The sequence below is a fragment of the Streptomyces sp. ME19-01-6 genome, from assembly GCF_033793745.1.
In the GTDB taxonomy this organism is placed as follows: Bacteria; Actinomycetota; Actinomycetes; order Streptomycetales; family Streptomycetaceae; genus Streptomyces.
Genome location: NZ_JARAXF010000003.1, coordinates 646,657 through 673,138 on the forward strand (window position 1 = coordinate 646,657; position 26,482 = coordinate 673,138).

Genomic DNA, 26,482 nt, shown 5'->3' on the forward strand with positions numbered 1-26,482 from the left:
CCTGTTCGGCGCGGCGCGGCGGAGCCGTCGCTCAGCCGAGGCGCTCGACGAGCGCGCGGTGCTCGTCCCACATCTCCTGCGGCGTGTGGTCGCCGAAGGTGCGCAGGTGGTCGGGGACCAGCGCCGCCTCCTCGCGCCACACCTCCTTGTCGACGGTCAGCAGCAGGTCGAGGTCGGCGTCGGCGATGTCCAGGCCCTCGGTGTCCAGCGCCTCGCGGGTCGGCAGCACGCCGATCGCGGTGTCGACGCCCTCGGCCTTGCCGTCGAGGCGGTCGACGATCCACTTGAGCACGCGGCTGTTCTCACCGAAGCCCGGCCACACGAACCGGCCGTCGGCGTCCTTGCGGAACCAGTTCACGTAGTAGATCTTCGGCAGCTTGGCCTGGTCGGCGGTCTTGCCGATCTTCACCCAGTGGGCCATGTAGTCGCCCATGTTGTAGCCGCAGAACGGCAGCATGGCGAACGGGTCGCGGCGCAGCTCGCCGACCTTGCCCTCGGCCGCGGCGGTCTTCTCGCTGGCCACGTTGGCGCCGAGGAAGACGCCGTGCTGCCAGTCGAAGGACTCGGTGACCAGCGGCACCGCGCTGGCGCGGCGGCCGCCGAAGAGGATCGCCGAGATCGGCACACCCTTGGGGTCCTCCCACTCGGGCGCGATGATCGGGCACTGCCCGGCGGGCACGGTGAAGCGGGCGTTGGGGTGGGCGGCGGGGGTGCCGGCCCCGGGCGTCCAGTCGTTGCCCTTCCAGTCGGTGAGGTGCGCGGGCTCGTCCTCGGTCATGCCCTCCCACCACACGTCGCCGTCGTCGGTGAGCGCGACGTTGGTGAAGACCGAGTTGCCCCACAGGGTCTTCATGGCGTTGGCGTTGGTGTGCTCGCCGGTGCCGGGTGCGACGCCGAAGAAGCCCGCCTCGGGGTTGATCGCGTAGAGCCGGCCGTCCTCGCCGAAGCGCATCCAGGCGATGTCGTCGCCGATGGTCTCGACCGTCCAGCCGTGGATGGTCGGCTCCAGCATGGCGAGGTTGGTCTTGCCGCAGGCGCTGGGGAAGGCCGCCGCGACGTACTTGGCCTCCCCGCGCGGCGGGGTGAGCTTGAGGATCAGCATGTGCTCGGCGAGCCAGCCCTCGTCGCGGGCCATGACGGAGGCGATGCGCAGGGCGTAGCACTTCTTGCCGAGCAGCGCGTTGCCGCCGTAGCCGGAGCCGTACGACCAGATCTCCCGCGCCTCGGGGAAGTGGGAGATGTACTTGGTGGAGTTGCAGGGCCAGGGGACATCGGCCTGGCCGGGCTCCAGGGGGGCGCCGAGGGTGTGCACGGCCTTGACGAAGAAGCCCTGGTCACCGAGGACGTCGAGGACGTCCTGGCCCATGCGGGTCATGGTGCGCATGGAGACCGCGACGTACGCGGAGTCGGTGATCTCGACGCCGATCGCGGACAGCGGCGAGCCGAGCGGGCCCATGCAGAACGGCACCACGTACATGGTCCGGCCGCGCATCGAGCCCCGGAAGACACCCTGCTCCCCCGCGAAGATCTCTTTCATCTCGTCGGGGTGTTTCCAGTGGTTGGTCGGGCCCGCGTCCTGCTCGCGCTCGGAGCATATGAAGGTGCGGTCCTCGACGCGCGCCACGTCCGTGGGGTCGGAGGCCGCGTAGTACGAGTTGGGCCGCTTGATCGGGTCGAGACGCTGGAAGGTTCCCTTTTCCACGAGCTCCGCGCACAGGCGCTCGTACTCCGCCTCCGAGCCGTCGCACCACACCACCCGGTCGGGCTGGGTGAGCTCGGCGATCTCGCCGACCCAGGAGATCAGCTCCTGGTGGCTGGTGGGGGCTGCGGTGGTAGAGGAAGCCACATTGCTGGGCGCCACGATCGCTCCATCCCGCCGGGACCGCGCCGGTCCGGCGTTACTGATTGAGGGTTTGGGCGGATATGTGCACTCATACCCGCATTTTGGCTTTTGGGAGTTATGGAGACAGCTACCCCTTGGGGGCTGCGACCCGGATGCTCAGCTCATCCGGTGCCGACCGCGCTCATTTGATCATCCGACGGCTCGGGCATTCTGTCCAGTGGGCACAGGGTGACCATCACCACTCGAAACAGTGGGGTAACTTACGGTTGCGTAGGTAGCATGTCCGCTATGACTGCCGCCGCGCCCAAGCCCGCCGTTGACGCTCCGGTTGACACCACGCCGGGGCCCCCAGCAGCTCCGCCGGTCCCGGTCAAGCCACGGCTGCGTGGATGGCTGCACGCCGGCATGTTCCCCGCCGCGCTCGTCGCCGGCGTGGTCCTCACCGCCCTCGCGGACAGCCCGCGCGGACGTCTGGCCTGTGGCATCTTCACCCTCACCGCCTGCGCGCTGTTCGGCGTGAGCGCTCTCTACCACCGGGGCAACTGGGGCCCGCGCGCCACGGCCGTGCTGCGCCGGCTGGACCACGCCAATATCTTCTTGATCATCGCGGGCAGCTATACGCCCTTCACGCTGCTACTTCTGCCCGATGGCAAGCAGGAGCTGCTGCTGTGGCTGGTGTGGGCGGGGGCGCTCGCCGGTATCGCCTTCCGGGTCTTCTGGGTCGGCGCCCCGCGCTGGCTCTACACCCCCTGCTACATCGCCCTGGGCTGGGCGGCGGTCTTCTTCCTGCCCGACTTCCTGCACACCGGCGGCGTCGCCGTGATGACGCTCATCGTCGTCGGCGGCCTGCTCTACAGCGTGGGCGCGGTGATCTACGGCACCAAGCGCCCCAACCCCTCACCGCGCTGGTTCGGCTTCCACGAGGTGTTCCACTCCTTCACAGTGGCCGCCTTCATCGTCCACTACGTGGGCATTTCCCTGGTGGCCTATCAGCACGCCTGACGCCCGCCAGGCGCCCTGATTGACAGCCCACACCTTTTGAGAGTTACTGCCACTTGACGGTAACTCTCGGAGGTGCGCCATGTCCGCTGTCCCGGCCGACCCAGAGGTCCCGGATGCCCCGGATGCCCTGGACCCGCGTCGTTGGTGGGCGCTCGGTGCCCTCGTCGCCGCCCTGCTCGTGCTCGGCTTCGACACGACGATCCTCAACATCGCCCTGCCGCAGATGGCCACGGCGCTCGGCGCCGACACCGGCGAACAGCAGTGGATCGCCGACTCGTACACCGTCGTCTTCGCCGCCGGAATGCTCCCGGCCGGTCTGCTCGGCGACCGGTTCGGCCGCCGCTCGATGCTGGTGGCGGGCCTGGGGATCTTCCTGGTCGGCTCGGTCGTCGGCACCCTCGTGGACTCCGCGGCGCTCGTCGTCGCCGCCCGCGTGATCATGGGCCTGGGCGCCGCCCTGGTCTCACCCCTGGCCCTGGCCGTCGTGCCCACCTTCTTCGGTCCGAAGGAGCGCGCCAAGGCCATCGGAGCCCTCAGCGCGGCCGCGGCGCTCGGCATGCCGCTGGGACCGCTGGTCGGCGGCTGGCTCCTGGACCACTTCTGGTGGGGCTCGGTCTTCCTGATCAACATCCCCATGGCCGCGATCGCCATGGCCGTCTGCCTGTTCCTGCTCCCCGAGACCCGCGACCCGGCGGCCCCCAAGGTCGACCCCGTCAGCACCGCGCTGAGCGCCGGCGGGCTCTCCGCCCTCGTCTACGGCATCATCGAGGCGCCGCACCGCGGCTGGTCCGACCCGCTCATCTGCACCGCGCTCGCCGCGTCCGTGGCGCTGCTCGCCGGCCTGGTGCTGCGCGAGCGGCAGGCCGTACGCCCGATGCTCGACCTGCCGCTGCTGCGCCGGCCGGCCTTCCTGTGGAGCGCCGTCACCGCCACGCTGGTGAGCTTCTGTCTGCTGGGCCTGCTGTTCGTCCTGCCCCAGTACCTCCAGGCCGTGCTCGGGTACGACGCCTTCGGCACCGGGCTGCGGCTGCTGCCCATGATGGGCGGGCTGCTGGTGTCCGCCCGCACGGCCGGCCCGCTCGCCGCACGCCTCGGCGCCCGGTCCGTGGTCGCCGGCGGGCTGCTGGTGATCGCCGCGGCCGCGTTCCTGGGCTCGCGCACCCAGGTCGGCGACGGCTACGGGATGACCGCGCTGTGGCTGTCGCTCACCGGCCTCGGCTTCGGCTTCGGCATCGTCCCGGCCATGGACGCGGCCCTCGGCTCACTGCCCAAGGACCGCGAGGGCACCGGCTCGGGGCTCCTGATGACGCTGCGGCAGGTCGGCGGCGCCATCGGGATCGCCCTCCTCGGCAGCCTGCTCGCGGACGCGTACGACGACCGGCTGGACACCACCGGACTGCCGCCGGGCGCGGCGGAGGCCGCCGGCGACTCGGTGGTCGCCGCCCGGCTACTGGCCGAGCGCCTGCACAGCCCCGAGCTCGCCGCCTCCGCCGACCGCGCCTTCGTCCACGGCATGGACCTCACCCTGTTGATCACCGCCGCCGCCGCGCTCGCCGCGGCCGCCCTGATCGCGCGCTTCATGCCGGGCCGGGGCGCGCGAGACCCACGGGGCGGGCAGGACGCTCGGGACACACAGGGCGCAGCGGACACCGAGGCACCGGCCATGGCCGAGGAGCGCGCTGATGCCCGACAATGAGTTTCATGGCACGTACCACCCCCACGGCCCCGCCCAAGCTCGGACTGCGTGAGCGCAAGAAGATCCAGACCCGGCAGGCGATCCGGCGCGCCGCGTACCGGCTCTTCGAGGAACAGGGGTACGACGCCACCCCGGTCGACCAGATCGCGGAGGCCGCCGACGTCTCCCCCAGCACGGTCTTCCGCTACTTCCCGACCAAGGAGGACATCGTCCTCACGGACGAGTACGACCCGCTCATCGTGGAGCAGTTGCGCGCACGGCCCCTCGACGAGCCGCCGGTGACCTCCCTGCGCCACGCCATCGTCGGCCTGATCCGCCAGTACGCCGAGGACGCCCGCGGGGAGATGCTGATCCGGCTGACGCTGATCCGGCAGGTCCCGGCGCTGCGCGGGCGGATGAGCGAGGGCCTGACCCAGACCGGCGACATGCTGGGCGAGGTGCTGGCCGAGCGCAGCGGGCGGGCGACGGACGACCTCGACGTGCGGGTGGTCGTGGCGGCCGTCCTCGGGGCGCTGCAGGAGGCGGTCTTCCACTGCTTCGACCGCGGGCGGATCGAGGACATGGAGAAGGACATCGACTACGCGCTGGAGGTCCTGGCCCGCGGCCTGACCCTGTGAACCTCTGGGGCCGCCGGCTCACAGATCCACCAGCACCGCGCCCACATGCCGCCCCTCCAGCAGCTCGCACAGCGCGCGCGGCGCCCGCGCGATGCCCGACAGGCGGACGTGCGGAAAGGTGAGTGTCCCCGCCCGCAGCCCGCGGCCGAACTCGGCCGTCCACTCGGGGATCACGTCCATGTGGTCGTACAGCGCGATGCCCCGCAGCGTGATCCCGCGCGCGGTCAGCGCGACCGTGTCGACCTCCACCGGAGCCGTCGCACCGCCCGTGGCCTGCCCCGACAGCGCTCCGACGATCGCGAACCGGGCGCCCCGGCGGGCCAGGGCCAGCGCGGCGCGCAGCTGCTCACCGCCGACGTTGTCGAAGACCGCGTCCAGGCCGTCGGGGGCCGCCTCGCGCAGCTGCTCCTCGATCGGCCCGGCGCCCCGGATCACCACCGCGTCATAGCCCAGCTCCCGGGTCAGATACTCCGCCTTGCGCGGCGAGCCGGTGCTCCCGATGACCCGCTTCGCGCCCTTCAGCCGGGCGATCTGGCCCGCGAGCGACCCCACCCCGCCCGCGGCCCCCGTCACGAACACCGTGTCCCCGGACCGCACCTCGGCGCCGCGCACGATGCCCATCCAGGCGCTGGGCCCCTGGGACAGATGCGCGGCCGGGTCGGGCAGCGCGGCCGGGTCGAGCCGGTGCGCCTCGGCGGCGTCGACCACCGCGTACTCGCGCCAGCCGAACCGGTGCTCGACCAACTCCCCGACCTTGGGGCCGCCGTCGGGCCCGCCGTCGGGGGCGGCAACCACCTCCCCAACGGCCAGCCCCCACAACACCTCATCCACCCCATAGGGCGGCATGAACAGGTCGGCCTCGCTGTTCATCAGGGTGCGCATCACGGCGGTCACGGCCATGACCCGGTTGCGCACCAGCACCTGCCCGGGCCCCGGCCGGGGCACCGGGACCTGGACGAGTTCGAAGTGTTCGGCGCTCAGCGGCCGCGCGGGACGCGGGCGGACGGCGAGCCGCACCTCGCGGTGCACGGCGGGGACGACGGGCATCGGCGCTCCTCCATACGGTGCGCCACGGCGGCCGGGCCGCGCGGCGCGGGCCGGGCGATACAGCGACCGTAGGGCGCGCCGCTCATGACCCGGTCAAGCCGCGGGTCGCCGAGCGCTTCGTTACCCCAGCTTCCCCGCCAGCGCCCCCGCGTCCGCCGTGGGCGCGTCACAGGTGAACCGGCGGCATACGTACGCGGCGGGCCGCCCCTCCAGCAGCGGGCGGTCCAGCAGCAGCGGCACCTCCCGGGAGCCGGGCTCGCCGACCGCGATCACCGCCCCGGGCGCGGTGCCCAGGAGGGCGGCCCGGTGCAGGGCGCGGGTCGCCGGGTCCTCGCCGTGTCCGACGATGGCCACCTCACGCGGCCCGTCCAGCAGCGCCTCGGCCACCGCGAGACCCCACCCGATGAACCTCGGCACCCGCGCCCCGAGCGCCTGCACCACCCCGAGCGCGCGCTCGGCCGCCTCCCGGTGACGGTCCTCGCCGGTGACGGCCGCGTACGACAGCAGCGCCCCGGCCGCGGCCGTCCAGCCCGAGGGCGCGGCGTTGTCCGTCGGGTCCTGGGGGCGGCGGATGAGCGCCTCGGCGTCGTCGGCGGTGTCGTACAGCGTGCCGTCCTCGGCCGTGAAGCGGCGCAGCACGGTGTCCAGCAGCAGCCCCGCGAACTCGACCCAGCTGCCCTCGCCGGTGACGGAGGACAGCGCGAGGAAGCCCTCGGCGACATCCGCGTAGTCCTCCAGGACGCCCGCGTGGGCTCCGGCCGTGCCGTCCAGGGAGGTGCGGGCGAGCCGCCCCCGGTCGTCCAGGTGGACGCGCACCAGCAGGTCGGCGGCCGCGGTCGCGGCCTCGACGAGGTCGGGGCGGTCGAAGTACGCGCCGGTCTCGGCGAGCGCCGCGACCGCCAGGCCGTTCCACGCGGCGACGACCTTGTCGTCGCGGCCCGGGCGCGGCCGCCGCTCGCGCGCCGCCAGCAGCCGCTCCCGCACGGAGGCGAGGCGCCCGGCGTCGGCCAGTGCCTCACGGTCGGGGAGCCGCAGCACGGAGGCACCCTCCTCGAACGTGCCCTCCTCGGTCACGCCGAAGTACTCGGCGGCGAGCTCGGCGTCCTTCTTCCCCAGCACCTCGCTCAGCTGCTCCGGGGTCCACACGTAGTACGCGCCCTCGGCGTGGCCGCCCTTGCCGTCGTCGCTGTCGGCATCGAGGGCCGAGGCGAACCCGCCCTGTTCCGTGCGCAGTTCGCGAAGCAGGAACTCGGCGGTCTCCACGGCGACGCGTCGGGCAAGATCGGATCCAGTAGCCCGCCACAGATGGGCATAAACACGACACAAAAGCGCATTATCGTACAGCATCTTCTCGAAGTGCGGCACGGTCCAGGTCGCGTCGACCGCGTAGCGCGCGAACCCCCCGCCGAGCTGGTCGTAGATGCCGCCGCGGGCCATCGCCTCGCAGGTCGCCTGGACCATCTGGAGCGCGGCCTCCGAGCCCGTGCGGGCGTGGTGGCGCAGCAGGAACTCCAGCACCATGGACGGCGGGAACTTCGGCGCGCCCCCGAAACCGCCGTGCACGGCGTCGAATTCGCGGGTCAGCGCCATCAGCGCGGCGTGCAGATCCTCGGGGCCGGGTGGCTGGGCGGACCCGTACGCCAGGGAGGCCCCGCCGCGCCCGGCCAGGTCCCGCACGATGCGCGCGGCGACGTCCTTCACCTCGTCGCGCCGGTCCGCCCACGCGGCGCGGACGCCCTCCAGCACCTGCCGGAAGGACGGCATGCCGTGGCGCGGCTCGGGCGGGAAGTACGTGCCGAAATAGAACGGCTCGGCCTCGGGGGTCAGGAACACCGTCATCGGCCAGCCGCCCTGGCCGGTGGCGGCCTGCACGGCCTCCATGTAGACGGCGTCGACGTCCGGCCGCTCCTCGCGGTCGACCTTCACGGACACGAAGTGCGCGTTGAGGTGGTCGGCGGTCGCCTCGTCCTCGAAGGATTCATGGGCCATGACATGACACCAGTGACAGCTCGCATATCCGACGCTCAGCAGCACGGGCACACCACGGCGGCGGGCCTCCTCGAACGCCTCGTCGGACCACGGCCGCCAGTCGACCGGATTGTCCGCGTGCTGGAGAAGATACGGAGATGTCTCGTGCGCCAGACGGTTCGGCATGCCCCCATCCTCCCTCAACTCATGGCGAGCGCGAGTTATCCACAGGCCTGCCGGATATGAGCCAGAAACGGAACACTTGATGCTGGCAGGAGGGGGACGAAGATGCCGGGATCACCGACCGCGCTGCGGGACAGTCATCGGGGAGAGGTCGAGCGGCTGCTCGCGCGCGCCGTGGAGGAGGAGGTGCGGCGCTCCGGCGGGCGGACGGACGGCGGGGTGCTGCTGGGCCGCGCGCGGGCCGCGCTGGAGAGCATGGCGGCGACGGCCGCCGAGGAGTACGGCGCGTATGTGCGCGCGCTGGAGGAGTCGGAGGCGGAGAGCCGGCCGCTGTCGTCCCGGCTGACGCGCCGGCAGCTGGGCCCGCCGATGCTGGCCAGCGCGGTCGCCGCCGCCGGGGCCTTCGGCGCGGACCTCTCCTGGGGCACCTCGGTGACCACGGCGCTGGGCGCGGGCGTGATCGCGGCGGTGGCCGGTTCGGCGGCCGCGGTCCTGGGGCTCACGGCCGGACACTGGCCCGCCGCCCACCGCCAGGCCGCGCTGGCCGGCCGGCCGGGCGGGGCGGAGCAGCTGAGGCTCCAGTGGCTCACGGCCGTGGAGGTGCGCGGCATCCGGCCCTTTATCGACCGGCATCGGATGACGACGGCCGCCACCCGCGGAAGCGGCGGCGCGGACCGGATCTCCCGCTCCGCCTCGGGCGCCGGGGCCGGCTCGGGCAAGGGCAGCGCAGGGCGCGCGGGCTCTGCGGGCCGCACCGGCCAGGCTCCCCGGCTGCGCGGCGCGGACCGCAGCCAGGCGGCCCGCAGGCGCAGCGTGCTGGAGCAGTCCTTCGGCCATCTGCCCGAGGCGGACGGCCCGTTCGCCGGGCGCCGGGCGCAGATCACCCAGATCGCCCAGTGGGTCCAGCAGGCGCGGGCGAGCACGGAGACCAGACCGACGGTGGTGCTGCTGGAGGGCCCGCCCGGGTCGGGCCGGACGATGCTGGCGGTGCGGGCGGCGCACCATCTGCGCGACCAGTTCCGCGGCGCGTGCCTGGTGGATCTGCGCGGCGACAGCCCAGGCCAGGCCCCGCTGGCCACCCGCGACGCGCTGCTGCACCTGCTCAACCGGCTCGGCGCGCCCCGCGATCAGTTGCTCTTCCGGGAGCGGTCGGCCCAGGGGCAGCACGTCAAGCGGCTCACCGAGCTCTACCACCAGCATCTGACCGGGCTGCCCGTGACGATCGTGCTGGACGACGCCAGCGACGCCGAGCAGGTGCGCACGCTGGTCCCGGAGCGGTCCGACAGCCTGGTCCTGGTCACCTCGCGCGCCCCGCTCGCGCTGCCGCCCGACCTGGCCGCGTGGGTTCACCGGCTGGAGGTCGGCCCGCTGGACGAGCCGGGCGCCGAGGAGCTGCTGCGCGCCTCCGCCGAGGAGCCGACGGGCGCGGGTCCCTACGACGGGCAGTCCGTGGAGCGGATCGCCGAGCTGTGCGGCCGGCTGCCGCTGTCGCTGCGCATCGCGGGCTCCTCGCTCGGCTCCCGCACCCCCGGCCTCCTGGTCTCCGCCTTGGAGGCCTACGGCCCGGTGGGCCCCGTCGAGCGGGCGCTGTGGCTGCGCTACACCGACCAGACCGAGGACGCCCGGCGGCTGCTGCGCCGTCTCGCGCTGGCCGGGCGGGCCAGCCTGGGCGCCGCCGCGGCGGCCGCGCTGCTGGAGACGGACGGCCAGGAGGCGGTCCGCCACCTGGACGCGCTGGCCCGCGCCGGGCTGATCCAGCACGTCCGCGGCAGCCGCTATCGCCTGCACGACCTGGTGCGCGCCTTCGCCCACGGCCGGCTGATGGACGAGGAGGAGCCGGCCCGGCGCACCGCCGCCCAGGAGCGGCTGATCCGCAGCTATGCCGAGCTGGCGGACTCGGTGATCCGGATGGTCGACGGCAAGACCTCCACCCGCGCCGACATGTTCACCCGGGGCGCGGCGGGCGGCCACGGCTTCACCTCCCTGGACGCGGCGCTGCGCTGGCTGGACGACGAGTCGAGCTTCATCACGGCGGCCCTGCGCCATGCCGAGGGGGTGGACCAGTCCGCGGTGCTGCATCTGCTGGGCGCGCTGTGCGACTACTGCCTGCTGCGCGGCGACCTGTACCGGCTCGGCGAGATCAGCGAGCTGACCCAGGCCGTCGACCAGGGGCTGCTGATGCGCTCGGTGCAGTGGCGCACCGGCATCGCGGCCCGGCAGCTGGGCGAGCTGGACCAGGCCCGTACCACCCTGTCCTCGGTGGTCGACCTGTACTTCGAGGCGCAGCACGAGGCGGGCGCGGCCCGTGCGCTGTGCAGCCTGGGCATCACCCTGCACCACCAGGGCAATCTCACCGAGGCCGCGGCGAAGCTGACCGAGGCCATGGAGCTGCAGGCGGCCGACGAGCTGCGGGCGGACCGGGCGTGGACGATGCACGCGCTGGCCGCGGTGGAGCGCGACCGGGGCCGGCTCGCGAAGGCCCTGGAGCTGCTGGACGCGGCTCTGGAGCTGCACCGGGAGAGCGAGAGCGTGCACGGCCAGGCGTGGGCCCACTTCCAGCTCGGCCAGGCCTGCCTGCGCATGGGCGAGGTGCCGCGCGCGGAGCGGGAGCTGCGCGAGGCGCTGGAGGCCTACGGCCGCACCCACGACCAGCGCGGCGAGGCGTGGGCGCTGACCCAGCTGGCCCGCGCCCGGCTGGTGGCCGGGGAGGCGTCGGCCGCCGTCGACCAGCTGCGTCAGGCCCTGTCCCGCCACCGGGAGAACGAGGACGCGCGCGGCGAGGCGTGGACGCTGTACTACCTGGGCCAGGCGCTGGAGGAGCGCGGCGACCACGACTCGGCGGTGCGCGACCTGGAACGGGCCCGCACGATGTTCAGCCGGATGCGGGATGTGTACGGACTGGCGTGCGCCCGGCACCACTCGGCGCGGGTCACCCGGGATCTGCGGGCGGCGCAGACGGGCTCCCTGCTCAACAGCGGGTTCGCGCGGCAGCTGCTGCAGGACGCGCGGCAGGACTTCCGCCGGGTGGGGGTGGCCCATGGCGAGGCGTGGTCGTGTGTGGAGCTCGCGGTGATCGACGCGGGAAACGGCCGGGCGGAGCAGGCGCTGGACCTGGTGGAGGAGGCGGCGCGGCTGTTCGCGGGGTACGGCGACCGGCGCGGCGAGAGCTGGGCCCGGTTCCTGCGCTGCACGCTGCTGCCGTTCGCCTCGGCGGGCGGCTCGGTCGTCGGCACGGCGGTCGCCCAGGAGGAGCTGGTGGAGCTGCTGGGTGAGCTGCGGTCGGCCGACTGGGCGGGGGACGCGCGTCTTGAGGGGTGCGCGGAGGCGTTCACGCTGGTGCTCGAGCGTGGCGTGGAGCCGGAGACGGGCTGGCAGGCGTGGCAGCTCGGCATGGTGCCGAGCCGCCACGCCCGGGAGGTCATGGCGGTTCTGCCGACCGCGGCCGGCGCGCAGGGCGAGCGGGCCGACCAGGACGACCGGGCCGGCCACGGTGGCCGGGCCGATCAGGACGACCGGGGTGATCTATAGACATAAGCCCCGGCCTGACACGCCCTGACCGTCACTCCCTGGCGGTCAGGCCGTGCGCTCGCCCTTGGTGCCCGGGGCAGCCTTCGGGGATGCGGCGGCCGCGGTCTGCCCGGCCTCCGGCTCCTCCTCGAAGTCCACCTTCTTCATGTGCTTGTTCATGGACTTCATCAACAGCCACACCGCCCCGCCGATCAGCGCGAAGACGATGAAGCCGAGGACACCCGGCGTCACCTTGTTCTCGTCGAGCTCCTTGGCGAGCGGCACGAGATGCGTCATGGCGAGGGTGCTGGTCGCGCTCATCATGAGCTCAATTGTTGCGGATGCCCGCGAAGAGGTCGTCCTCGGGGAGGGAAGTGTCCACGAGCGACTTGGCGAGCTCGTACTCCTCCGTCGGCCAGACCTCCTTCTGGATGTCCATCGGCACCCGGAACCAGCCGCCGTCGGGGTCGATCTGGGTGCGGTGCGCGATCAGCGCCTTGTCGCGGATCTCGAAGAAGTCGGCGCAGGGTACGTAGGTGGTCAGGGTGCGCTCGGCCCGCACGAACGTCTTCCAGCGCTCCAGCCACTCCCCGTACGGCGACTCCAGGCCGCGCGCGAGCAGCGCCTCGTGCAGTGCGACGGTGCGCGGCCGGTTGAAGCCCTGGTTGTAGTAGAGCTTCAGCGGCTGCCACGCCTCGCCCGCCTCGGGGTACTTCTCCGGGTCCCCCGCGGCGTCGAAGGCCACCATCGAGATCTTGTGCGTCATGATGTGGTCGGGGTGCGGATAGCCGCCGTTCTCGTCATACGTGGTGATGACATGCGGCTTGAACTCGCGGATCAGCTTGACCAAATTCCCCGCCGCCTCGTCCACGTCCTGCAGTGCGAAGCAGCCCTCGGGCAGCGGCGGCAGCGGGTCGCCCTCGGGCAGGCCCGAGTCCACATAGCCCAGCCACTCCTGCTTGACCCCAAGGATCTCGCGCGCCTCGTCCATCTCCTTGGCGCGCACCTCGTGAATGTGCTCCTCGATGTAGGGGTCCCCCTGGAGCTTGGGGTTGAGGATGGACCCGCGCTCACCGCCTGTGCAGGTCGCGACCAGCACGTCCACCCCCTCGGACACGTACTTGGCCATGGTGGCCGCGCCCTTGCTCGACTCGTCGTCGGGGTGGGCATGAACGGCCATCAATCGCAGCTGATCAGTCAAGTCTCGATCCTCGGTGATTCGTCGTGGAAGACGGCTTCTATAGTGACCCAAACCGGGGGCGAATAATTCCGGGTCCGCCAACCAGGAGGGACGATCATGGCCACGGTGCGCGAGGGGCTGCCTGACGGGCGTTATGGCCGGTCGGCGGACCAGCGTGCCGACCGCAAGCTGAAGATCCTGGGTGCCGTGCTCGGCGCCGGGTTCCTTGCCATGATCGCCTGGTTTGGTTACTCGTATATCACCGGCCAGGACATCAGCGGCCGGGTGACCGGTTTCCAGGTGGTCTCCGACGGCGCCGTCGAAGTGCGCCTGGAGATCACCAAGGACACGGGCACCACCGGGGTGTGCACCGTGCGTACCCTGGATGAGCAGCACGGCGAGGTGGGGCGCAAGGACTTCACCTTCGGCAAGGGCCAGGGCGATGCGGTCAAGGTCGTGACGGTGCGCACCACGGCTCGGGCGACCAGCGCCGAGCTGGTCGGCTGTGATCCTGTGTCGGGCCACTGAGTCCCGTCTGACCTGCGCTGACGCGTTTCGTACGCATTGCGCCCAGATTCCTCCTCCCCGTTTCGAGCCGGAATTGTTAGGCTCGTGGTTTCGCCCGGCTTTGAAGGCGCACCCTTCTGAGTAGGGCGTTCATTTGTATTCCCAGCACCGATTCCCAGCACCGACGAGGAGCACCTGTGACCCAGACCAGCGAGAACGTCACCTGGCTGACCCAGGAGGCGTACGACCAGCTCAAGGCCGAGCTGGAGTACCTGTCGGGTCCCGCACGTGTCGAGATCGCGAAGAAGATCGAGGCTGCCCGCGAGGAAGGTGACCTGCGGGAGAACGGCGGGTACCACGCTGCCAAGGAGGAGCAGGGCAAGCAAGAGCTCCGGGTGCGCCAGCTGACGCAGCTGCTGCAGCACGCGAAGGTCGGCGAGGCCCCGGCGGACACCGGTGTGGTCGCCCCGGGCATGGTCGTCACGATCGCCTTCGACGGCGACCCGGACGACACCCTGACCTTCCTGCTCGCCTCCCGCGAGTACGCGAGCTCGGACATCGAGACCTACTCGCCGCAGTCCCCGCTGGGCTCGGGTGTGAACGGCAAGAAGGTCGGCGAGGACGCCTCGTACGAGCTGCCGAACGGCCGCACCGCGTCGGTGAAGATCCTGGAGGCCAAGCCCTACCAGGGCTGATGATCGCCCCGGCTGATCACCCCGACACCATCCCGACTTCGGCGACCGCCTCGCTCAGGCGGTCGCCGAGCGGTACTTACGGACCGCCAGCGTCCGGAAGGCCAGGATGATCAGGGCCGACCAGAGGACGGAGGCAAGCACGGGGTGCTGCATCGGCCAGGCGTCGGAGACCAGCCCCTCGGGGTTGCCGAACAGCTCGCGGCTCGCCTGCACGGTGGCGCTGAACGGGTTCCAGTCGGCGATATGCCCCAGGAAGGCGGGCATCTTGCTGGAGGGCACGAAGGCGTTCGAGATGAACGTCAGCGGGAACAGCCAGATCAGCCCGCCGGAGGTGGCCGCCTCCGGGGTCCTCACCGACAGCCCGATCAGCGCGCCGATCCACGAGAAGGCATACCCCAGCAGAAGCAGCAGCCCGAAGGCCGCGAGCGCCTTCAGCACCCCGTCGTGGATCCGCCATCCCACGATGACCGCGACGATCGCCAGCACCACCAGCGTCAGCGCCGTCTGCACCAGATCCGCGAGCGTGCGGCCGGTGAGCACCGCGCCGCGCGCCATCGGCAGCGAGCGGAAGCGGTCGATCAGGCCCTTGTGCATATCGTCGGCGATCCCGGCGCCCGCGCCCGCCGTCGCGAAGGTCACGGTCTGCGCGAAGATCCCCGCCATCAGGAATTCCCGGTACACGTTCGCGTCGGCGCTGCTCTGCCCCGGGACCATGATCGCGCCGCCGAAGACATAGCTGAACAGCACCACGAACATGATGGGCTGGACCAGGCCGAACACCACCACCTCGGGAATCCGCACCATGCGGATCAGATTCCGGCGGGCCACGACGAGCGAGTCGCGGACCGACTGGACGGGCCCGCTCCACGCCCGGGGGGCCACGGCGACGCGCGTACCGTGCGCCGGAGCCTGCCCAGGAGCCGTCCCAGCGGTCGCGCCAGCGGTCTCGCCGGAAGTCGCGTCGGTCGCCCCCGGAGTCGACTCGGGTGTTGTCTCGTCTACTGTGGCCATCACTTGACCTCCTCCTCGGCCCTGTCTCCCTCGGCACCGTGGCCGGTGAGCGAGATGAACACATCGTCGAGGGTCGGGCGGCGCAGCCCGATGTCGTCGATCTCCACCCCGCGCGCATCCAGCTCCCGGATCACCTCGGCGAGCAGCTTGGCCCCGCCGACGACCGGGACGGTGACCTTGCGGGTGTGCCGCTGCACGGCGACCTCACCCTTGCCGAAGCCCCGCAGCACCTGCTCCGCGACCTCGATATGGGCGGGCTCATGGACCACCACCTCCACCCGCTCCCCGCCCGTACGGGCCTTGAGCTGGTCGGAGGTGCCACGCGCGATGACCCGGCCGCGGTCGATCACACAGATGTCATGCGCCAGATGATCGGCCTCTTCCAGATACTGGGTCGTCAGCAGCAGCGTCGTGCCGCCCGCCACCAGCTCCTGGATGACCTCCCACAGCGCCTGCCGGTTGCGCGGGTCGAGGCCGGTGGTCGGCTCGTCCATGAACATCACCGGCGGGCTGACGACCAGGGCGGCCGCCAGGTCCAGCCGGCGGCGCATCCCGCCGGAGTACGTCTTGGCGACGCGGTCGGCCGCGTCCGCCAGGTGGAACCGCTCCAGCAGCTCGCTCGCGCGCGCCTTCGCCTCCCGCGCGCCCATCTGGTAGAGCTGGCCCACCATGCGCAGGTTCTCACGGCCGGTCAGGTACTCGTCCACGGCGGCGAACTGCCCGGACAGCCCGATCGAGCGGCGCACCCGATCGGGCTGGCGCAGCACGTCCACGCCCGCGACGCGCGCCTTTCCGCTGTCCGGCTGCAGCAGCGTGGTCAGCACGCGCACCGCGGTGGTCTTCCCGGCCCCGTTGGGCCCGAGCAGCCCGAGCACGGTCCCTTCCGGTACGTCGAGATCGACCCCGTCCAAGGCTCTGACATCGCCGAAGGTCTTCACCAGACCCTCGGCATAGATGGCACCTGGCATATGCGTCCCCCATCGGGCGTGCTCATAGAAGGATTTAACTTTCGCCCGAATTACCCCGCCTGTCCATGCCTGTGGAAAACAGCGAGGGCAGGGGACAAGGGGAAGAAGACCCCTACGGCAACACCCTGTAGCCCGCCTCGCGCAGCGCCTCCCGCACCTCGGCGCAGTGCTCCGGCCCCTCCGTCTCCAGGTGCAGCTCCACCTCGGCCTCGGTGAGCCCGAGCCGCGGATCGGTCCGTACGTGACCCACGTCCAGCACATTCGCATCGACCGCCGACAGTGCCGCCAAAAGGGTGGCGAGCGCCCCCGGCCGGTCCGTGAGCCGCAGCCGCAGCGAGAGATAGCGCCCCGCCGCCGCCATGCCGTGCCGCAGGATGCGCTGCATCAGCAGCGGATCCACATTGCCGCCCGAGAGCACCGCCACCACCGGCCCCTCGAAGGACTCCGGCTCCGCGAGCAGCGCGGCCACCGAGCAGGCGCCGGCCGGCTCGACGACCAGCTTCGCCCGCTCCAGACACAGCAGCAGCGCGGCGGCCAGCGCGTCCTCGGACACCGTACGGACCTCGTCCACGAGCTCGCCGATGATCCGGAACGGCACGTCGCCGGGCCGCCCCACCTTGATCCCGTCGGCCATCGTCGTGGGCGACTCGATCGACACCGGGTGCCCGGCGGCCAGCGAGGGCGGATACGCCGCGGCGCCCGCCGCCTGCACCCCCACCACCCGTACGTCCGGGCGCAGCGCCTTCACCGCCACCGCCACCCCCGCCGCGAGCCCGCCTCCGCCGACGCCCACCACGACCGTGCGCACTTCCGGGCACTGTTCCAGGATCTCCAGGCCCAGCGTGCCCTGCCCCGCGATGATGTCCGGGTGGTCGAAGGGGTGGATGAAGACCGCGCCCGTGCGCCGCGCGTACTCCTGCGCGGCGCGCATCGTCTCGTCCACGATCTGGCCGTGCAGCCGTACGTCGGCGCCGTAGTCCCGGGTGGCCGCGATCTTCGGCAGCGGCGCGCCCTGCGGCATGAAGACGGTCGAGCGCACCCCCAGCAGCGAGGCGGCCAGCGCGACGCCCTGCGCGTGGTTCCCGGCGCTGGCCGCCACCACGCCCGCGGCCCGTTCCTCGGGACTGAGCCCGGCGATCCGCACATACGCCCCGCGCAGCTTGAAGGAGCCCGTACGCTGCAGGTTCTCGCACTTCAGATGCACCGGCGAGCCCACCAGACCGGACAGATGGCGGCTGCCTTCGAGCGCGGTGACCCGAGAGACCCCCGACAGCATCTTCTGCGCCGCACGCACATCGTCGAGCGTGATCACGGACGCCGGGACAGCGGAAGACGAGGTACCGGAAGCGGAGGTAGTGCGTGGAGCCATGGTCCCAAGTCTCGCAGCCCGCCCCACGCGCACCAGCGCGGGCCGGATCGGCGCGGCAGGTTTCTGCAGCCCCCGTACGGGCGGGCCCCCAGCCGCGTACTCTGTGCCCCATCCCACAGACCACCGCATGAAGTGAGCCTTAGTCCATGCCCACCCAATCGGACATGACGACCCACCTCGACACCGGCGTACTCGACCTCCTGCAGCACCAGGTCGCGGTCTTCGCCCGGCGCGCCGAACAGACCCGCCTCGGCGGCGTCGGACAGGCCCGCAACTCCATGGACCGCGCCGCGTATCTGCTGCTCAACCGGCTCGACAAGGAAGGACCGATGGGAGTCAAGGCGCTCGCCGCGGGCATGGGCATCGACTCGTCCACCGTCACCCGGCAGGTCGCCCCGCTCGTCGACTCCGGCATGGTCAAGCGCACCTCCCACCCCGAGGACGGCCGCGCGGTCGTCCTGCAGCTCTCCCCGCGCGGCAAGGCCCGCCTGGAGGAGGTGCGGTGCTCGCGGCGCGCGCTGATGGCGCAGGTCACCGACGGCTGGACCGTCGAGGAGCGGGACATCTTCTGCGACCTGCTCACCCGTTTCAACGTCGCGCTGGCCGCCGCGCACTCCCCCGTGCCCCAGGCGGCGTCCGCATCCTGAGCCACTCCGCGGCACGCCTCTTGACCGGGCGGCCGCGCCTGCCGTGTCCTTGAAGCGGGCTCGTGTCCGGAAAAGGGGCCCGCGTCCTGGAGGGGACGGGAGGCGGAGGGCGGGTGCGCGAGAGGCGGGCAGCACGGGAGAGCCGCCGGGCCCGGGAGTTCGCGGTGTTCGCGGCGGGGGCGGGCGGTCGACTGCTGCGCGCGGCGACCCTGCTCACGGGGGAACCACCGGGACCACGGGGGGAACACAGCGCCGCCGAGCGCCTGCTGACCGCCGCGCTCGCCCGCACCTACGCCCGCTGGGACCGGCTGCGCGGAGAGGACCCGTACGACCACACCCGCCGGGAACTCGCCGCCCTCTTCGCCCACCGCGCCTGGCTCTACCGCCGGCCGCGCGGCGGCCTCCTGGGGCGGCTCACCCCGCAAGAACGCCTGGTGCTGGTGTTACGGCTGCACGAGGGCGTGGCGGAGGAGCAGGCCGCGGCCGCCCTCGGACTGCCCGTCGAGCGGGTGCGCGCGATCTGTACGCGCTCGGTGGCGCTGATGCGCGGCCGCCCCTCCGGGACGCGACGCCCGCGCCCGGAGCCCCGACGGGCGGCGGGGGCGGCGCCATGAGCTTCCCCGATCGCAAGGAGGACGAGGTCCGCCGCATGCTGGACGGCCCGTACCCGGCCGTGCCGCCGGACCTGGCCGACCGGGCGGCCGGGCGGGGGCGGCAGATGCTGCGCCGCCACCGCGCCGTACGGGCCGTCGGCTGGGTCCTGCTGATCGCCGCGATCATCACCTTCACCGTATGGGCCGCGATCGTCCAGCCGTGGACGACGCCGCCGACCGACACCACCCCTCCTCTGGAGGGCTGGTGACCGCTGAAGGCTGGTGACCGCGCCCGCGGACCGCGCTACGCGAGGGCCTGGCTGAGATCCGCGAGCAGGTCGTCGATCGCCTCGATGCCCACCGAGAGGCGGACCAGGTCGGCGGGCACCTCCAGGGCCGACCCCGCCGCCGAGGCGTGCGTCATCCGGCCCGGGTGCTCGATCAGCGACTCGACGCCGCCCAGCGACTCACCGAGCGTGAACAGCCGCGCCCGGTCGCAGACGTCGACCGCCGCCTGCTCGCCGCCCGCGACGCGGAAGGAGACCATGCCGCCGAAGGCCCGCATCTGCTTGGCCGCGACCTCGTGCCCCGCGTGCCCGGACAGCCCCGGGTAGAACACCTCGGTCACCTTGGGGTGCGCGACCAGCAGCTCCGCGACGCGCGTGGCGTTCGCGCTGTGCCGGTCCATCCGTACGGCGAGGGTCTTGACGCCGCGCAGCACCAGCCAGGAGTCGAACGGCCCGGCGACGGCGCCCATCGCGTTCTGGTGGAAGGCCAGTTCATCGCCGAGGCCGGGGTCGGCGACCACGAGCGCGCCGCCGACCACATCCGAGTGGCCGCCCATGTACTTGGTCGTCGAGTGCACGACGACATCCGCGCCGAGCGCGAGCGGCTGCTGCAGATAGGGGCTGGCGAAGGTGTTGTCGACGACGAGGCGGGCCCCGGCGGTGCGGGCGATGTCGGCGACGGCGGCGATGTCGGTGATGCCGAGCAGCGGGTTGCTCGGGGTCTCCACCCAGATCACCTTCGTACGGGGCCGCAGCTCGGCCCGCACCGCCGCCGGATCGGAGGTGTCGGCGACCGACCACTCCACCCCCCACCGCTCGGCGACCTTGGAGAAGAGGCGGAACGTGCCGCCGTAGGCGTCGTTCGGGATGACGACATGGTCACCGGGCACCAGAAGCGCGCGCAGCAGGCAGTCCTCGGCGGCGAGACCGGACGCGAAGGCGAGGCCCCGGCGCCCGCCCTCCAGCGCCGCCAGGTTCTCCTCGAGGGCGGTGCGGGTCGGGTTGGCGGAGCGGCTGTACTCGTATCCGCCGCGGAGCCCGCCCACCCCGTCCTGCTTGTAGGTGGACACCTGGTAGATCGGGGGGACGACGGCACCCGTGAGCGGGTCCGCCTCCTGCCCCGCGTGGATGGCGAGGGTCTCGAAGCTCTGCGCGCTGTGTCCCGCGCCGTCGTGCGGTGCGGGCTGCTGGGTGTGCTGCTCGGTCATGGGGCCGAGGGTAATGCCCACCGCGGTACCAGCGGGTTCAACGACCCCCACGGGCACATAGTCTGGGGCACAGACGTTCCGACTAGGGGTACCGGGTCCGAGGGACAGCAGGGGCAGCAGGGGACACACATGGAGTATCTGATCTTCCTCATCGCCATCATCATGATCGGCGGTCTCCTCGTCGTGCCCGCCGTGCGCGGGATCCGCGGCGAAGGCAAGACCATGCGCGGCGCGGTGCGCGCCACCGACCCGGACGCGTACGGCTTCGTACCGCCCGACCGGCTGGACGTACGGCTGCCCGGCCCGGACCGCGAGCTGATCGAAGCCCTGGAGAAGGTCCAGCACACCCAGGACTGGCAGCCCGCCGCCCGCCTGCTGGCCGCCACCGACGCGAGCTCCGAGCTGCGCTGGCAGCGGGTGCAGACGCTCGCGGGCGCGGCAGTCTTCGAACTGGCCCAGGCGCCGGGGCAGGGCGGCATGTGGCTGCGCACCTGGCGGGTCGCGGCGCCCGAGGACCCGGGCGCGGCCGCCGTGCACGCGGAGTTCCTGGTCCGCCAGGCGCTGCGCGACCCGTCGTCGGCGGACTTCCGGATGATCCTGGAGGAGGCCCGTACGGTCTGCGCCGAGGCGGCGCGGCTGGCGCCCGGCGACCCGGTGCCGTACATCATCGAGCTCGGCGTCGCCCGCGGCCTCGCGTGCCGGCAGGCCGACTTCGAAGAGCTCTGGTCCAAGGTCATCGAGCGCGCCCCGCACCACATGGGCGCCCACCTCGCCGCGCTCCACTACTGGTGCGAGAAGTGGCACGGCTCGCAGGACCTCGCCGACGCCTTCACCCACGCCGCCGCCGGCACCGCCCCGGCCAACAGCCTCCTGCCCGCCCTCCCCCTCTTCGCGGTCTTCGAGCACCTCCCGGAGGCCGACCTGGTGCGCACCCTGTACGAGAGCGCGGTCGTCACCCGCGCCATCGAAGGCGCCCTCTTCGCGGTCCACGAGGCCCCGGCCGACCACCCGGTCCAGCCGCACGTCCGCCACCTGCTGGTCTGGTTCCTGGTGCGCGCCGAGCGCTACGCGGAGGCGATGGAGCAGCTCCGCCACGTGGACGGACACGTGGGCGCGGTCCCGTGGTCGTACGGCACGGACCCGGCGGCCGAATACACCGCCTACCGGGCGCTGGCCGTGGCGGGCTGGGAGGGCCGGGGCGGCACCCCGGCGACGCTGCCGCGCTGAGGGAACGGGCGGCGTGGAATGGCCCACCGCCCCAGCCCGTTGTAAGGAGTGCACTCCGCACCCGCCCCGTGGAGCTCAGGGAGCCATCGATGCTGTTCAGCCGCCACAAGTCCCACCTCCCCTCGGCCGAGGAAGCGCTCAAGGGACGCGCCGAACCCGGTTTCCCGGTCCCCGAGCGCCACACCGTCCTCGGCAACCCCCTCACCGGCCCCTACCCCGAGGGCCTCCTCGTCGCCGACTTCGGCCTCGGCTGTTTCTGGGGCGCCGAACGCAAGTTCTGGCAGGCCCCCGGCGTCTGGACCACCCTCGTCGGCTATCAGGGCGGCCACACCCAAAACCCCACCTATGAAGAGGTCTGCAGCGGCCTGACCGCCCACACCGAAGCGGTCCGCGTCGTCTACGACCCCTCCACCACCTCGTACGCCGCCCTCCTGAAGCTCTTCTGGGAATCCCACGACCCGACCCAGGGCTTCCGCCAGGGCAACGACGTCGGCACCCAGTACCGCTCGGCCCTCTACACCCACTCCCCCGAGCAGCAGTCCGAGGCGGAGGCCTCGCGCGCCGCGTACCAATCCGTCCTCACCAAGTCCGGCTACGGCGACATCACCACCGAAATACTCCCGGCCGGTCCCTTCTACGCGGCCGAGGCATATCACCAGCAATACCTGGACAAAAACCCGGCCGGCTACTGCGGTATCGGCGGCACGGGCGTCAAGTTGGGTGACCCGTTCGAAACCAACTGGGGGGCGTCCTGCCCGACAGGCATCGCTCCGGCGCCGGAAGCCACGGATCAGTAGCCGACCAAGTTCACGTCTGACCCGACCGGCCGTGGCTCAGGACGACGCCACGGCCGGATCCCCCACACCGTCTGGGCGAGCTGGCTCCGCCGCGCGTCAGCCTTATGGCCTTGGCATGGGCTGCCACATCCGCCAGCACCGGTGGCAGAAGCTCAAGATGCTGATTGTGCGGCGGAGAGTGCGCGAGTTTTGCTCCGGGCTGTTCTCAGACGGAAAGGCGACGCTGGTCACGCTCGCGGCAGTGAGCAGCTTCATCCCGGGACTCGTGGCCCTGATACCCGGTGCCGCTGTCCACTGAGGTTCGCTGCCGGCCCATGCTCCAGCCCATCGCAGCATGCCCAAGAGTGCGACAGCGTCCACAGCATGGGCCACAGGGATCGCCCCCGCTGGAAGCTGAGGGTCTCCGCCTCACTCATTCGGGCGATGTGATCGAGCTTGGACTCGATACGCTGCTCCCAGGGATCAGAATCTCGCCCATGGGAGCAGCAATGACCACCTCCAGCGCCGGGCAGCCACTCATCCCCCAGCCACCTGCCACCGTCACGGCCCTCCGCCAGGCCGTCGCCCTCGTCCACATCCAGCGGCAGCCGAATGTCGCGAAAGAGTTCCGTCACTGGGAAGACACCGCCGAGATCGGTGACTCGACGCAGACCCGCCGCGCCGCATCCGCTCTCGGCAAGATCCTGGACGACGCATACGCCGCGCTCGGCCTCCCACCGCGGTGAGCACCGACTGGCGCTGGGAGTACGACCCTGATCACGCCCACGTCGCAGGCGGTATCCCCGCTCACGTGGTGGCCGAAGTGGAGCGTCTCGCGGAGCAACTGGTCAGCCTGGCCGGGCTGTGAGTCGACGTCAGCGATTTCGGCAACGGCCCCCGGCCGGGAGGCATGCGCCGCATGGACGCGGCGGACGGCTGGTTCCACTTCCTCAGCCACTCACCCCCATTGACAGGTCTAGAATGCACCAATCCCGCTAAGGCTCCATGAGTGGAGGACCCGCGTGCACCAAGTACTGTACTTCTCCGAAACCAAGTCGCGACAGTTCATGGGGCACAGGAAACGCCGCGTATCCATGAAGGACGTGAGTGCCGAGATATCGGTACCAGGCATCAACGCATCGCTATCTGCAACAGCAGAACCCGACGGCACTGAAGCCAGCGAGACGGAAACAGTCCTCAGAAGGTCATCCAAGGTCTTTAAGTATCTCAAAAAATCCGCACTGCATTACGAAGATCCGGACGTATCAGATGGCACCTGGATTCAGTTTGAGACAAGGCTGGCACAAGCCCTCGTATGGGTCGGCAACCTCCGAATGCTCTTCTTTGGCCCTCATCCCGGATCCACCGGCGACATCGCGCTACTGCTCTACGGAAATCCAAATCATCTCACTACGCCCCCTGGCATCGTGGCAGGCGTAGACGTTCACGACCTAGATTCATCTCACGATAGCCTCGCCGCCATGATTCAGGCAGCAGCAGCCGAATCCAACGAGTCAAATTTGCGAGGTACCGCAGGATTCCGGGATGGCGTAATCAAGATGGCCGAACGGGCCCAGCAGCACAGCATTAGCTTCCCCAGACTGTTTGGCTACGCCCAGGTAGTAGGAACTTTCGACAGCACTGATCGAATTTTTCTGTCGACGGAGGATGACGTTCGCTGCCCGTCCCAGCTTGTGGTGGCCTCGCCTCTCATCGTCGAGTACTCCTAGCCCTGGCACCAGGCGCGACAACCCCCAACTCCTAGGAGACTTCCTGCTCGACCGTGACGCGAAACTGCTCATCCTTCCTGTTCTTCGCGAAGCATGAGGTGAACGACGAGCAGCACGCCAACGGGTCACATGACACAACAGGCTCGGCGGCACGGGAGTCTCCTGCCCCAATCGGCGTGGCCCCGGCCGACAGCTGAGCGCTGCCGCCTGTCAGGGCCGGCTCCGCTGGGTGTCTCACTCCTGCAGACAGGTCAGCGCCTGCATGGCCTCGCGCTCTATGCGTGAAAGATCGCACAGGACGGTGCCTGCCTGTGCGAGGTACTGCGCATCGCCTGATTCGCCGGCTTTGGTGATCAGTGCTGCGGCTTCCGTCCACAGGGTGGCTGCCTCGGTGTACAGCCCGTGGCCGGTGCGCAGGTGGGTGCTGTCGAGTAGTTGGGTGCATTCGGCGAGGAAGTCGCGGTAGAGATTACGGAACAGGGCGCCGCCGGTGCCGGCCTTCTCCATCAAGAGGGCTGCCTGAGGCAGGTCCTGTCGCGGGTTGTCGGTCCGCTGGAGCCATGTGCGTACCAGCTTCCCGGCCTTCTCGATTCCACGGTGCCCCAGGTTGGCGATGGGCGGGTTGAGGAAGGCGTCGGCGCAGGCGGTGATGGCGGGAATGATCTGGCGCTGTGGGGAGGGCAGGTTCCTCGGAGCGGTGAGGGTGAAGGACCGGTGCTTGGCGGTCATCGGGCCGCGCGCGGCTCTGGCCTGGGCGAGGCTGGTCAGGCTGGTGGATACCGCTCCGCCTTGCTGGTCGGTGTCCACCAGGTGGGCGGCGTGGGCGTCGTAGCCGTACATGGCGACGACATGACCGCCGAAGTGCACCTTCGACCCGAAGTAGTCCAGGTAGTAGCTGTCGAGTTGCAGTCCGACCGGGTGGCCGGCGTCGATGGGGGCTGCCACGTTCTCCCACGCCCTGCGGGGGGAGGTGGTCTCCTGGACCAAGAGCTCCAGCCCGAGTCCGGTGGCCAGGTTTCTGGTGAGGTCGAAAGGCTTGACCCGTCCTCCGAGGAAGGGGAAGCCCATGTTCTTGCTGTCCCAGTAGATGAAGGAGAGACCGGAGCCGAGGCCGAAGAGCATGGGCTCGGACAGATCGAGTCCTTGGTGTCGCAGCAGCACGCCCAGAGCTGTGGTTTCGCAGTGCTGCGTACCGCGGGCATCGATGTCTTTCACCGTGGTCATGCCATGGTCTCCTGGACGGGGATGATCAGCCGGGTCATCAGTTCTTCTTGCGGTGCCTGTGCCGGCCCGACGAGACAGGCCTCACGTACGGGCGCTTGCGGGCGCAGCCCGCGCGCTCGCACCTCTTGCACGCCATCATGGTGGACTCTCCCACGGTGGGAGAGTCCACCGCCGGCGGAACTCCCGAGCGGGGCCGGCCGTCTACACGAAGTCGGCGAAGTCCATATTGGCTATCTCCAGGTTGACGGCCATCGACGCGGCCTCGGCGAGGGGGATGCGGGCCGCCTGGCCCGGAGTGTCGTACAGGTCCACCACGAACAGCGGGTGGGCCGGGTCCGCCAGGGTCACGGCATCCGCGAGCGCGACCATGGTGGTGTGCTCGTCGGGCGGCACCACAGCGGGGATCTGACCGGGCTGGAGATGCTCGAACCGGCGATCGTCGACGACGAGGGCGGACAGCTCCACGTCCTCGTAGAACTCCTCACCTGTGGGCCCCCCACTGCCCTCGTCCGGCTTGCCCAGGGCGTCCACGAGGGCACGCCAGCCCCGGTCGTCGGTGAAGTCGGTGCGGACCAGCAGCGTCGTCTCGGTGGCCGGCAGCGGGGGAAACGAGGCGCGGACCACCGTGGTCGGGGTGAGGACCGCCGGGGTGCCGCCGTCACCCTGGTAGATACCGAACCGGTCCATCCCCCGTACGAGTCCGTCGAAGCGGAGGGAGCCGACCAGCAGGTCCGCCAGAACGGGGCCGAGTCCGTCCGTCGGGACCCGGGCTCCCCGCCCGGGGATGTCCCGCAGGTCGACCAGCAGCACGGCATCACCGCCGTACACGGCGCGGATGTCCACGACGACGGCGACAGGCGGCGCCGCACCGCCCTCTTCGACGAGCGCGGGGAAGTTCCCACCGTGGACGTAGTCCCACTCGGGGTGCTCCGCAAGGCGGAGCCGCACCCCGCCGTCCCCGAGGGCGACCACCTGCCCGTCCCGCCGCCCGCCGAGGGCACGAAGGACCCCGTCCCACTGAGCCCTGCCCTCCTCGTAACAGGCACAGATCAGCAGCACTTCGCCGGGCTCAGGCTCGGGAAGCTTCGGGTACGGCATGGGACCTCCATCCCGGCAGGAACAAGAACAGCACGCGGCCGGGGGCAACACCCCGACACCCGGCCGATTTTGCCGAACCCCTCTGACAGCGAGGGAGTA

General features: G+C 71.2%; 26 protein-coding genes. 14 read left to right on the forward strand and 12 right to left on the reverse strand.

The features are described from left to right. Positions 1-31: 31 nt before the first annotated feature. On the reverse strand, positions 32-1,861 hold the full coding sequence (locus tag PV419_RS09590) for a phosphoenolpyruvate carboxykinase (GTP) (protein ID WP_319687430.1): 1,830 nt from the start codon (positions 1,859-1,861) through the stop codon (positions 32-34). Between the two features lie 270 nt (positions 1,862-2,131). Between PV419_RS09590 and trhA the strand changes: the two genes are divergently transcribed. The 3 genes from trhA (at position 2,132) to PV419_RS09605 (ending at position 5,158) form a co-directional block, all read left to right on the forward strand. Next, positions 2,132-2,845, forward strand: coding sequence for a PAQR family membrane homeostasis protein TrhA (gene trhA, locus PV419_RS09595; RefSeq protein WP_319687431.1), 714 nt, complete (start codon positions 2,132-2,134; stop codon positions 2,843-2,845). Positions 2,846-2,924: 79 nt separating this feature from the next. Further along, complete coding sequence (locus PV419_RS09600) at positions 2,925-4,541, forward strand: MFS transporter (protein WP_319687432.1); 1,617 nt, start codon at positions 2,925-2,927, stop codon at positions 4,539-4,541. Positions 4,542-4,546: 5 nt separating this feature from the next. Then, positions 4,547-5,158 carry a TetR/AcrR family transcriptional regulator gene (locus PV419_RS09605; protein WP_319687434.1) on the forward strand — a complete coding sequence of 204 codons (612 nt, stop codon included), beginning with the start codon at positions 4,547-4,549 and terminating at the stop codon, positions 5,156-5,158. Positions 5,159-5,176: 18 nt separating this feature from the next. Here the strand turns inward: PV419_RS09605 and PV419_RS09610 are convergent, their stop codons facing one another. Continuing rightward, the gene (locus PV419_RS09610) at positions 5,177-6,205 is read right to left on the reverse strand and encodes an NADP-dependent oxidoreductase (protein WP_319687436.1); all 1,029 of its coding nucleotides are present in this window, start codon (positions 6,203-6,205) and stop codon (positions 5,177-5,179) included. Positions 6,206-6,325: 120 nt separating this feature from the next. Beyond that, on the reverse strand, positions 6,326-8,359 hold the full coding sequence (locus PV419_RS09615) for a thioredoxin domain-containing protein (RefSeq protein ID WP_319687438.1): 2,034 nt from the start codon (positions 8,357-8,359) through the stop codon (positions 6,326-6,328). Positions 8,360-8,461: 102 nt separating this feature from the next. On the opposite strand from PV419_RS09615, the gene PV419_RS09620 reads away from it, so the two are divergent. Then, positions 8,462-11,884, forward strand: coding sequence for a tetratricopeptide repeat protein (locus PV419_RS09620; protein ID WP_319687440.1), 3,423 nt, complete (start codon positions 8,462-8,464; stop codon positions 11,882-11,884). A 45-nt stretch (positions 11,885-11,929) separates the two neighbouring features. Here PV419_RS09620 and PV419_RS09625 read toward each other — a convergent pair whose 3' ends face one another. Both PV419_RS09625 and mca read right to left on the reverse strand, forming a co-directional pair. Then, positions 11,930-12,184 carry a hypothetical protein gene (locus tag PV419_RS09625; RefSeq protein WP_319687576.1) on the reverse strand — a complete coding sequence of 85 codons (255 nt, stop codon included), beginning with the start codon at positions 12,182-12,184 and terminating at the stop codon, positions 11,930-11,932. A gap of 7 nt (positions 12,185-12,191) precedes the next feature. Then, positions 12,192-13,064 carry a mycothiol conjugate amidase Mca gene (gene mca, locus PV419_RS09630; RefSeq protein ID WP_319687442.1) on the reverse strand — a complete coding sequence of 291 codons (873 nt, stop codon included), beginning with the start codon at positions 13,062-13,064 and terminating at the stop codon, positions 12,192-12,194. Positions 13,065-13,160: 96 nt separating this feature from the next. Between mca and PV419_RS09635 the strand changes: the two genes are divergently transcribed. Together PV419_RS09635 and greA are read left to right on the forward strand one after the other, a co-directional pair. Then, a complete protein-coding gene (locus PV419_RS09635; RefSeq protein WP_319687444.1) occupies positions 13,161-13,571 on the forward strand; it encodes a DUF4307 domain-containing protein in 411 nt (136 codons plus the stop codon). A gap of 176 nt (positions 13,572-13,747) precedes the next feature. Next, positions 13,748-14,245: a transcription elongation factor GreA gene (greA, locus tag PV419_RS09640; protein ID WP_319687446.1), complete on the forward strand. Its 498-nt coding sequence runs from the start codon at positions 13,748-13,750 to the stop codon at positions 14,243-14,245. Positions 14,246-14,299: 54 nt separating this feature from the next. On the opposite strand, the gene PV419_RS09645 is transcribed toward greA, so the two are convergent. The 3 genes from PV419_RS09645 to ilvA all read right to left on the reverse strand — a co-directional run bounded on the left by PV419_RS09645 (position 14,300) and on the right by ilvA (position 17,593). Then, positions 14,300-15,256, reverse strand: a complete 957-nt coding sequence (locus tag PV419_RS09645; RefSeq protein WP_319687447.1) for an ABC transporter permease — start codon at positions 15,254-15,256, stop codon at positions 14,300-14,302. After that, positions 15,256-16,224, reverse strand: a complete 969-nt coding sequence (locus PV419_RS09650; protein WP_319687449.1) for an ATP-binding cassette domain-containing protein — start codon at positions 16,222-16,224, stop codon at positions 15,256-15,258. The genes PV419_RS09645 and PV419_RS09650 overlap by 1 nt, the downstream gene beginning before the upstream one ends. 112 nt (positions 16,225-16,336) lie before the next feature. Next, complete coding sequence (gene ilvA, locus PV419_RS09655) at positions 16,337-17,593, reverse strand: threonine ammonia-lyase (RefSeq protein ID WP_319687451.1); 1,257 nt, start codon at positions 17,591-17,593, stop codon at positions 16,337-16,339. A gap of 146 nt (positions 17,594-17,739) precedes the next feature. On the opposite strand from ilvA, the gene PV419_RS09660 reads away from it, so the two are divergent. The 3 genes from PV419_RS09660 to PV419_RS09670 all read left to right on the forward strand — a co-directional run bounded on the left by PV419_RS09660 (position 17,740) and on the right by PV419_RS09670 (position 19,102). Continuing rightward, the gene (locus PV419_RS09660) at positions 17,740-18,240 is read left to right on the forward strand and encodes a MarR family transcriptional regulator (protein ID WP_319687453.1); all 501 of its coding nucleotides are present in this window, start codon (positions 17,740-17,742) and stop codon (positions 18,238-18,240) included. Between the two features lie 113 nt (positions 18,241-18,353). Then, the gene (locus PV419_RS09665) at positions 18,354-18,854 is read left to right on the forward strand and encodes a sigma factor-like helix-turn-helix DNA-binding protein (protein ID WP_319687456.1); all 501 of its coding nucleotides are present in this window, start codon (positions 18,354-18,356) and stop codon (positions 18,852-18,854) included. After that, positions 18,851-19,102 (forward strand): hypothetical protein, encoded by a 252-nt coding sequence (locus PV419_RS09670; RefSeq protein ID WP_319687458.1) that lies wholly within the window; start codon positions 18,851-18,853, stop codon positions 19,100-19,102. Before PV419_RS09665 ends, PV419_RS09670 begins: the two co-directional genes overlap by 4 nt. Positions 19,103-19,137: 35 nt before the next feature. Here PV419_RS09670 and PV419_RS09675 read toward each other — a convergent pair whose 3' ends face one another. Further along, positions 19,138-20,328 carry a cystathionine gamma-synthase gene (locus PV419_RS09675; RefSeq protein WP_319687460.1) on the reverse strand — a complete coding sequence of 397 codons (1,191 nt, stop codon included), beginning with the start codon at positions 20,326-20,328 and terminating at the stop codon, positions 19,138-19,140. A gap of 129 nt (positions 20,329-20,457) precedes the next feature. Between PV419_RS09675 and PV419_RS09680 the strand changes: the two genes are divergently transcribed. From PV419_RS09680 to PV419_RS09700, 5 genes are all read left to right on the forward strand, one after another. After that, complete coding sequence (locus tag PV419_RS09680; RefSeq protein WP_319687462.1) at positions 20,458-21,555, forward strand: hypothetical protein; 1,098 nt, start codon at positions 20,458-20,460, stop codon at positions 21,553-21,555. 89 nt (positions 21,556-21,644) lie between these two features. Next, positions 21,645-22,352, forward strand: coding sequence for a peptide-methionine (S)-S-oxide reductase MsrA (gene msrA / locus PV419_RS09685; protein WP_319687464.1), 708 nt, complete (start codon positions 21,645-21,647; stop codon positions 22,350-22,352). A gap of 488 nt (positions 22,353-22,840) precedes the next feature. Continuing rightward, complete coding sequence (locus tag PV419_RS09690; RefSeq protein ID WP_319687577.1) at positions 22,841-23,077, forward strand: hypothetical protein; 237 nt, start codon at positions 22,841-22,843, stop codon at positions 23,075-23,077. Then, positions 23,074-23,199, forward strand: coding sequence for a hypothetical protein (locus tag PV419_RS09695; protein ID WP_319687466.1), 126 nt, complete (start codon positions 23,074-23,076; stop codon positions 23,197-23,199). Before PV419_RS09690 ends, PV419_RS09695 begins: the two co-directional genes overlap by 4 nt. Before the next feature lie 154 nt (positions 23,200-23,353). After that, complete coding sequence (locus tag PV419_RS09700; RefSeq protein WP_319687468.1) at positions 23,354-24,061, forward strand: SAVMC3_10250 family protein; 708 nt, start codon at positions 23,354-23,356, stop codon at positions 24,059-24,061. Positions 24,062-24,295: 234 nt separating this feature from the next. Here PV419_RS09700 and PV419_RS09705 read toward each other — a convergent pair whose 3' ends face one another. From PV419_RS09705 to PV419_RS09715, 3 genes are all read right to left on the reverse strand, one after another. Continuing rightward, positions 24,296-25,285 carry a BtrH N-terminal domain-containing protein gene (locus PV419_RS09705; protein ID WP_319687470.1) on the reverse strand — a complete coding sequence of 330 codons (990 nt, stop codon included), beginning with the start codon at positions 25,283-25,285 and terminating at the stop codon, positions 24,296-24,298. Beyond that, positions 25,282-25,416 (reverse strand): hypothetical protein, encoded by a 135-nt coding sequence (locus tag PV419_RS09710; RefSeq protein WP_319687472.1) that lies wholly within the window; start codon positions 25,414-25,416, stop codon positions 25,282-25,284. Before PV419_RS09710 ends, PV419_RS09705 begins: the two co-directional genes overlap by 4 nt. Positions 25,417-25,486: 70 nt before the next feature. After that, a complete protein-coding gene (locus PV419_RS09715) occupies positions 25,487-26,383 on the reverse strand; it encodes a DUF6924 domain-containing protein (RefSeq protein WP_319687474.1) in 897 nt (298 codons plus the stop codon). Between the last annotated feature and the right edge of the window lie 99 nt (positions 26,384-26,482).

What these genes read in the sequence shown, in the direction of transcription:
- trhA (WP_319687431.1), top strand. Translation starts at nt 2,132, where the DNA reads ATGACTGCCGCCGCGCCCAAGCCCGCCGTTGACGCTCCGGTTGACACC.
- PV419_RS09675 (WP_319687460.1), bottom strand. Translation starts at nt 20,328, where the DNA reads ATGACCGAGCAGCACACCCAGCAGCCCGCACCGCACGACGGCGCGGGA.
- ilvA (WP_319687451.1), bottom strand. Translation starts at nt 17,593, where the DNA reads ATGGCTCCACGCACTACCTCCGCTTCCGGTACCTCGTCTTCCGCTGTC.
- PV419_RS09620 (WP_319687440.1), top strand. Translation starts at nt 8,462, where the DNA reads ATGCCGGGATCACCGACCGCGCTGCGGGACAGTCATCGGGGAGAGGTC.
- PV419_RS09715 (WP_319687474.1), bottom strand. Translation starts at nt 26,383, where the DNA reads ATGCCGTACCCGAAGCTTCCCGAGCCTGAGCCCGGCGAAGTGCTGCTG.
- PV419_RS09635 (WP_319687444.1), top strand. Translation starts at nt 13,161, where the DNA reads ATGGCCACGGTGCGCGAGGGGCTGCCTGACGGGCGTTATGGCCGGTCG.
- PV419_RS09705 (WP_319687470.1), bottom strand. Translation starts at nt 25,285, where the DNA reads ATGACCACGGTGAAAGACATCGATGCCCGCGGTACGCAGCACTGCGAA.
- PV419_RS09670 (WP_319687458.1), top strand. Translation starts at nt 18,851, where the DNA reads ATGAGCTTCCCCGATCGCAAGGAGGACGAGGTCCGCCGCATGCTGGAC.
- PV419_RS09660 (WP_319687453.1), top strand. Translation starts at nt 17,740, where the DNA reads ATGCCCACCCAATCGGACATGACGACCCACCTCGACACCGGCGTACTC.
- PV419_RS09605 (WP_319687434.1), top strand. Translation starts at nt 4,547, where the DNA reads ATGGCACGTACCACCCCCACGGCCCCGCCCAAGCTCGGACTGCGTGAG.
- msrA (WP_319687464.1), top strand. Translation starts at nt 21,645, where the DNA reads ATGCTGTTCAGCCGCCACAAGTCCCACCTCCCCTCGGCCGAGGAAGCG.
- PV419_RS09600 (WP_319687432.1), top strand. Translation starts at nt 2,925, where the DNA reads ATGTCCGCTGTCCCGGCCGACCCAGAGGTCCCGGATGCCCCGGATGCC.
- PV419_RS09680 (WP_319687462.1), top strand. Translation starts at nt 20,458, where the DNA reads ATGGAGTATCTGATCTTCCTCATCGCCATCATCATGATCGGCGGTCTC.
- PV419_RS09690 (WP_319687577.1), top strand. Translation starts at nt 22,841, where the DNA reads ATGACCACCTCCAGCGCCGGGCAGCCACTCATCCCCCAGCCACCTGCC.
- PV419_RS09615 (WP_319687438.1), bottom strand. Translation starts at nt 8,359, where the DNA reads ATGCCGAACCGTCTGGCGCACGAGACATCTCCGTATCTTCTCCAGCAC.
- PV419_RS09625 (WP_319687576.1), bottom strand. Translation starts at nt 12,184, where the DNA reads ATGAGCGCGACCAGCACCCTCGCCATGACGCATCTCGTGCCGCTCGCC.
- PV419_RS09645 (WP_319687447.1), bottom strand. Translation starts at nt 15,256, where the DNA reads ATGGCCACAGTAGACGAGACAACACCCGAGTCGACTCCGGGGGCGACC.
- PV419_RS09650 (WP_319687449.1), bottom strand. Translation starts at nt 16,224, where the DNA reads ATGCCAGGTGCCATCTATGCCGAGGGTCTGGTGAAGACCTTCGGCGAT.
- PV419_RS09610 (WP_319687436.1), bottom strand. Translation starts at nt 6,205, where the DNA reads ATGCCCGTCGTCCCCGCCGTGCACCGCGAGGTGCGGCTCGCCGTCCGC.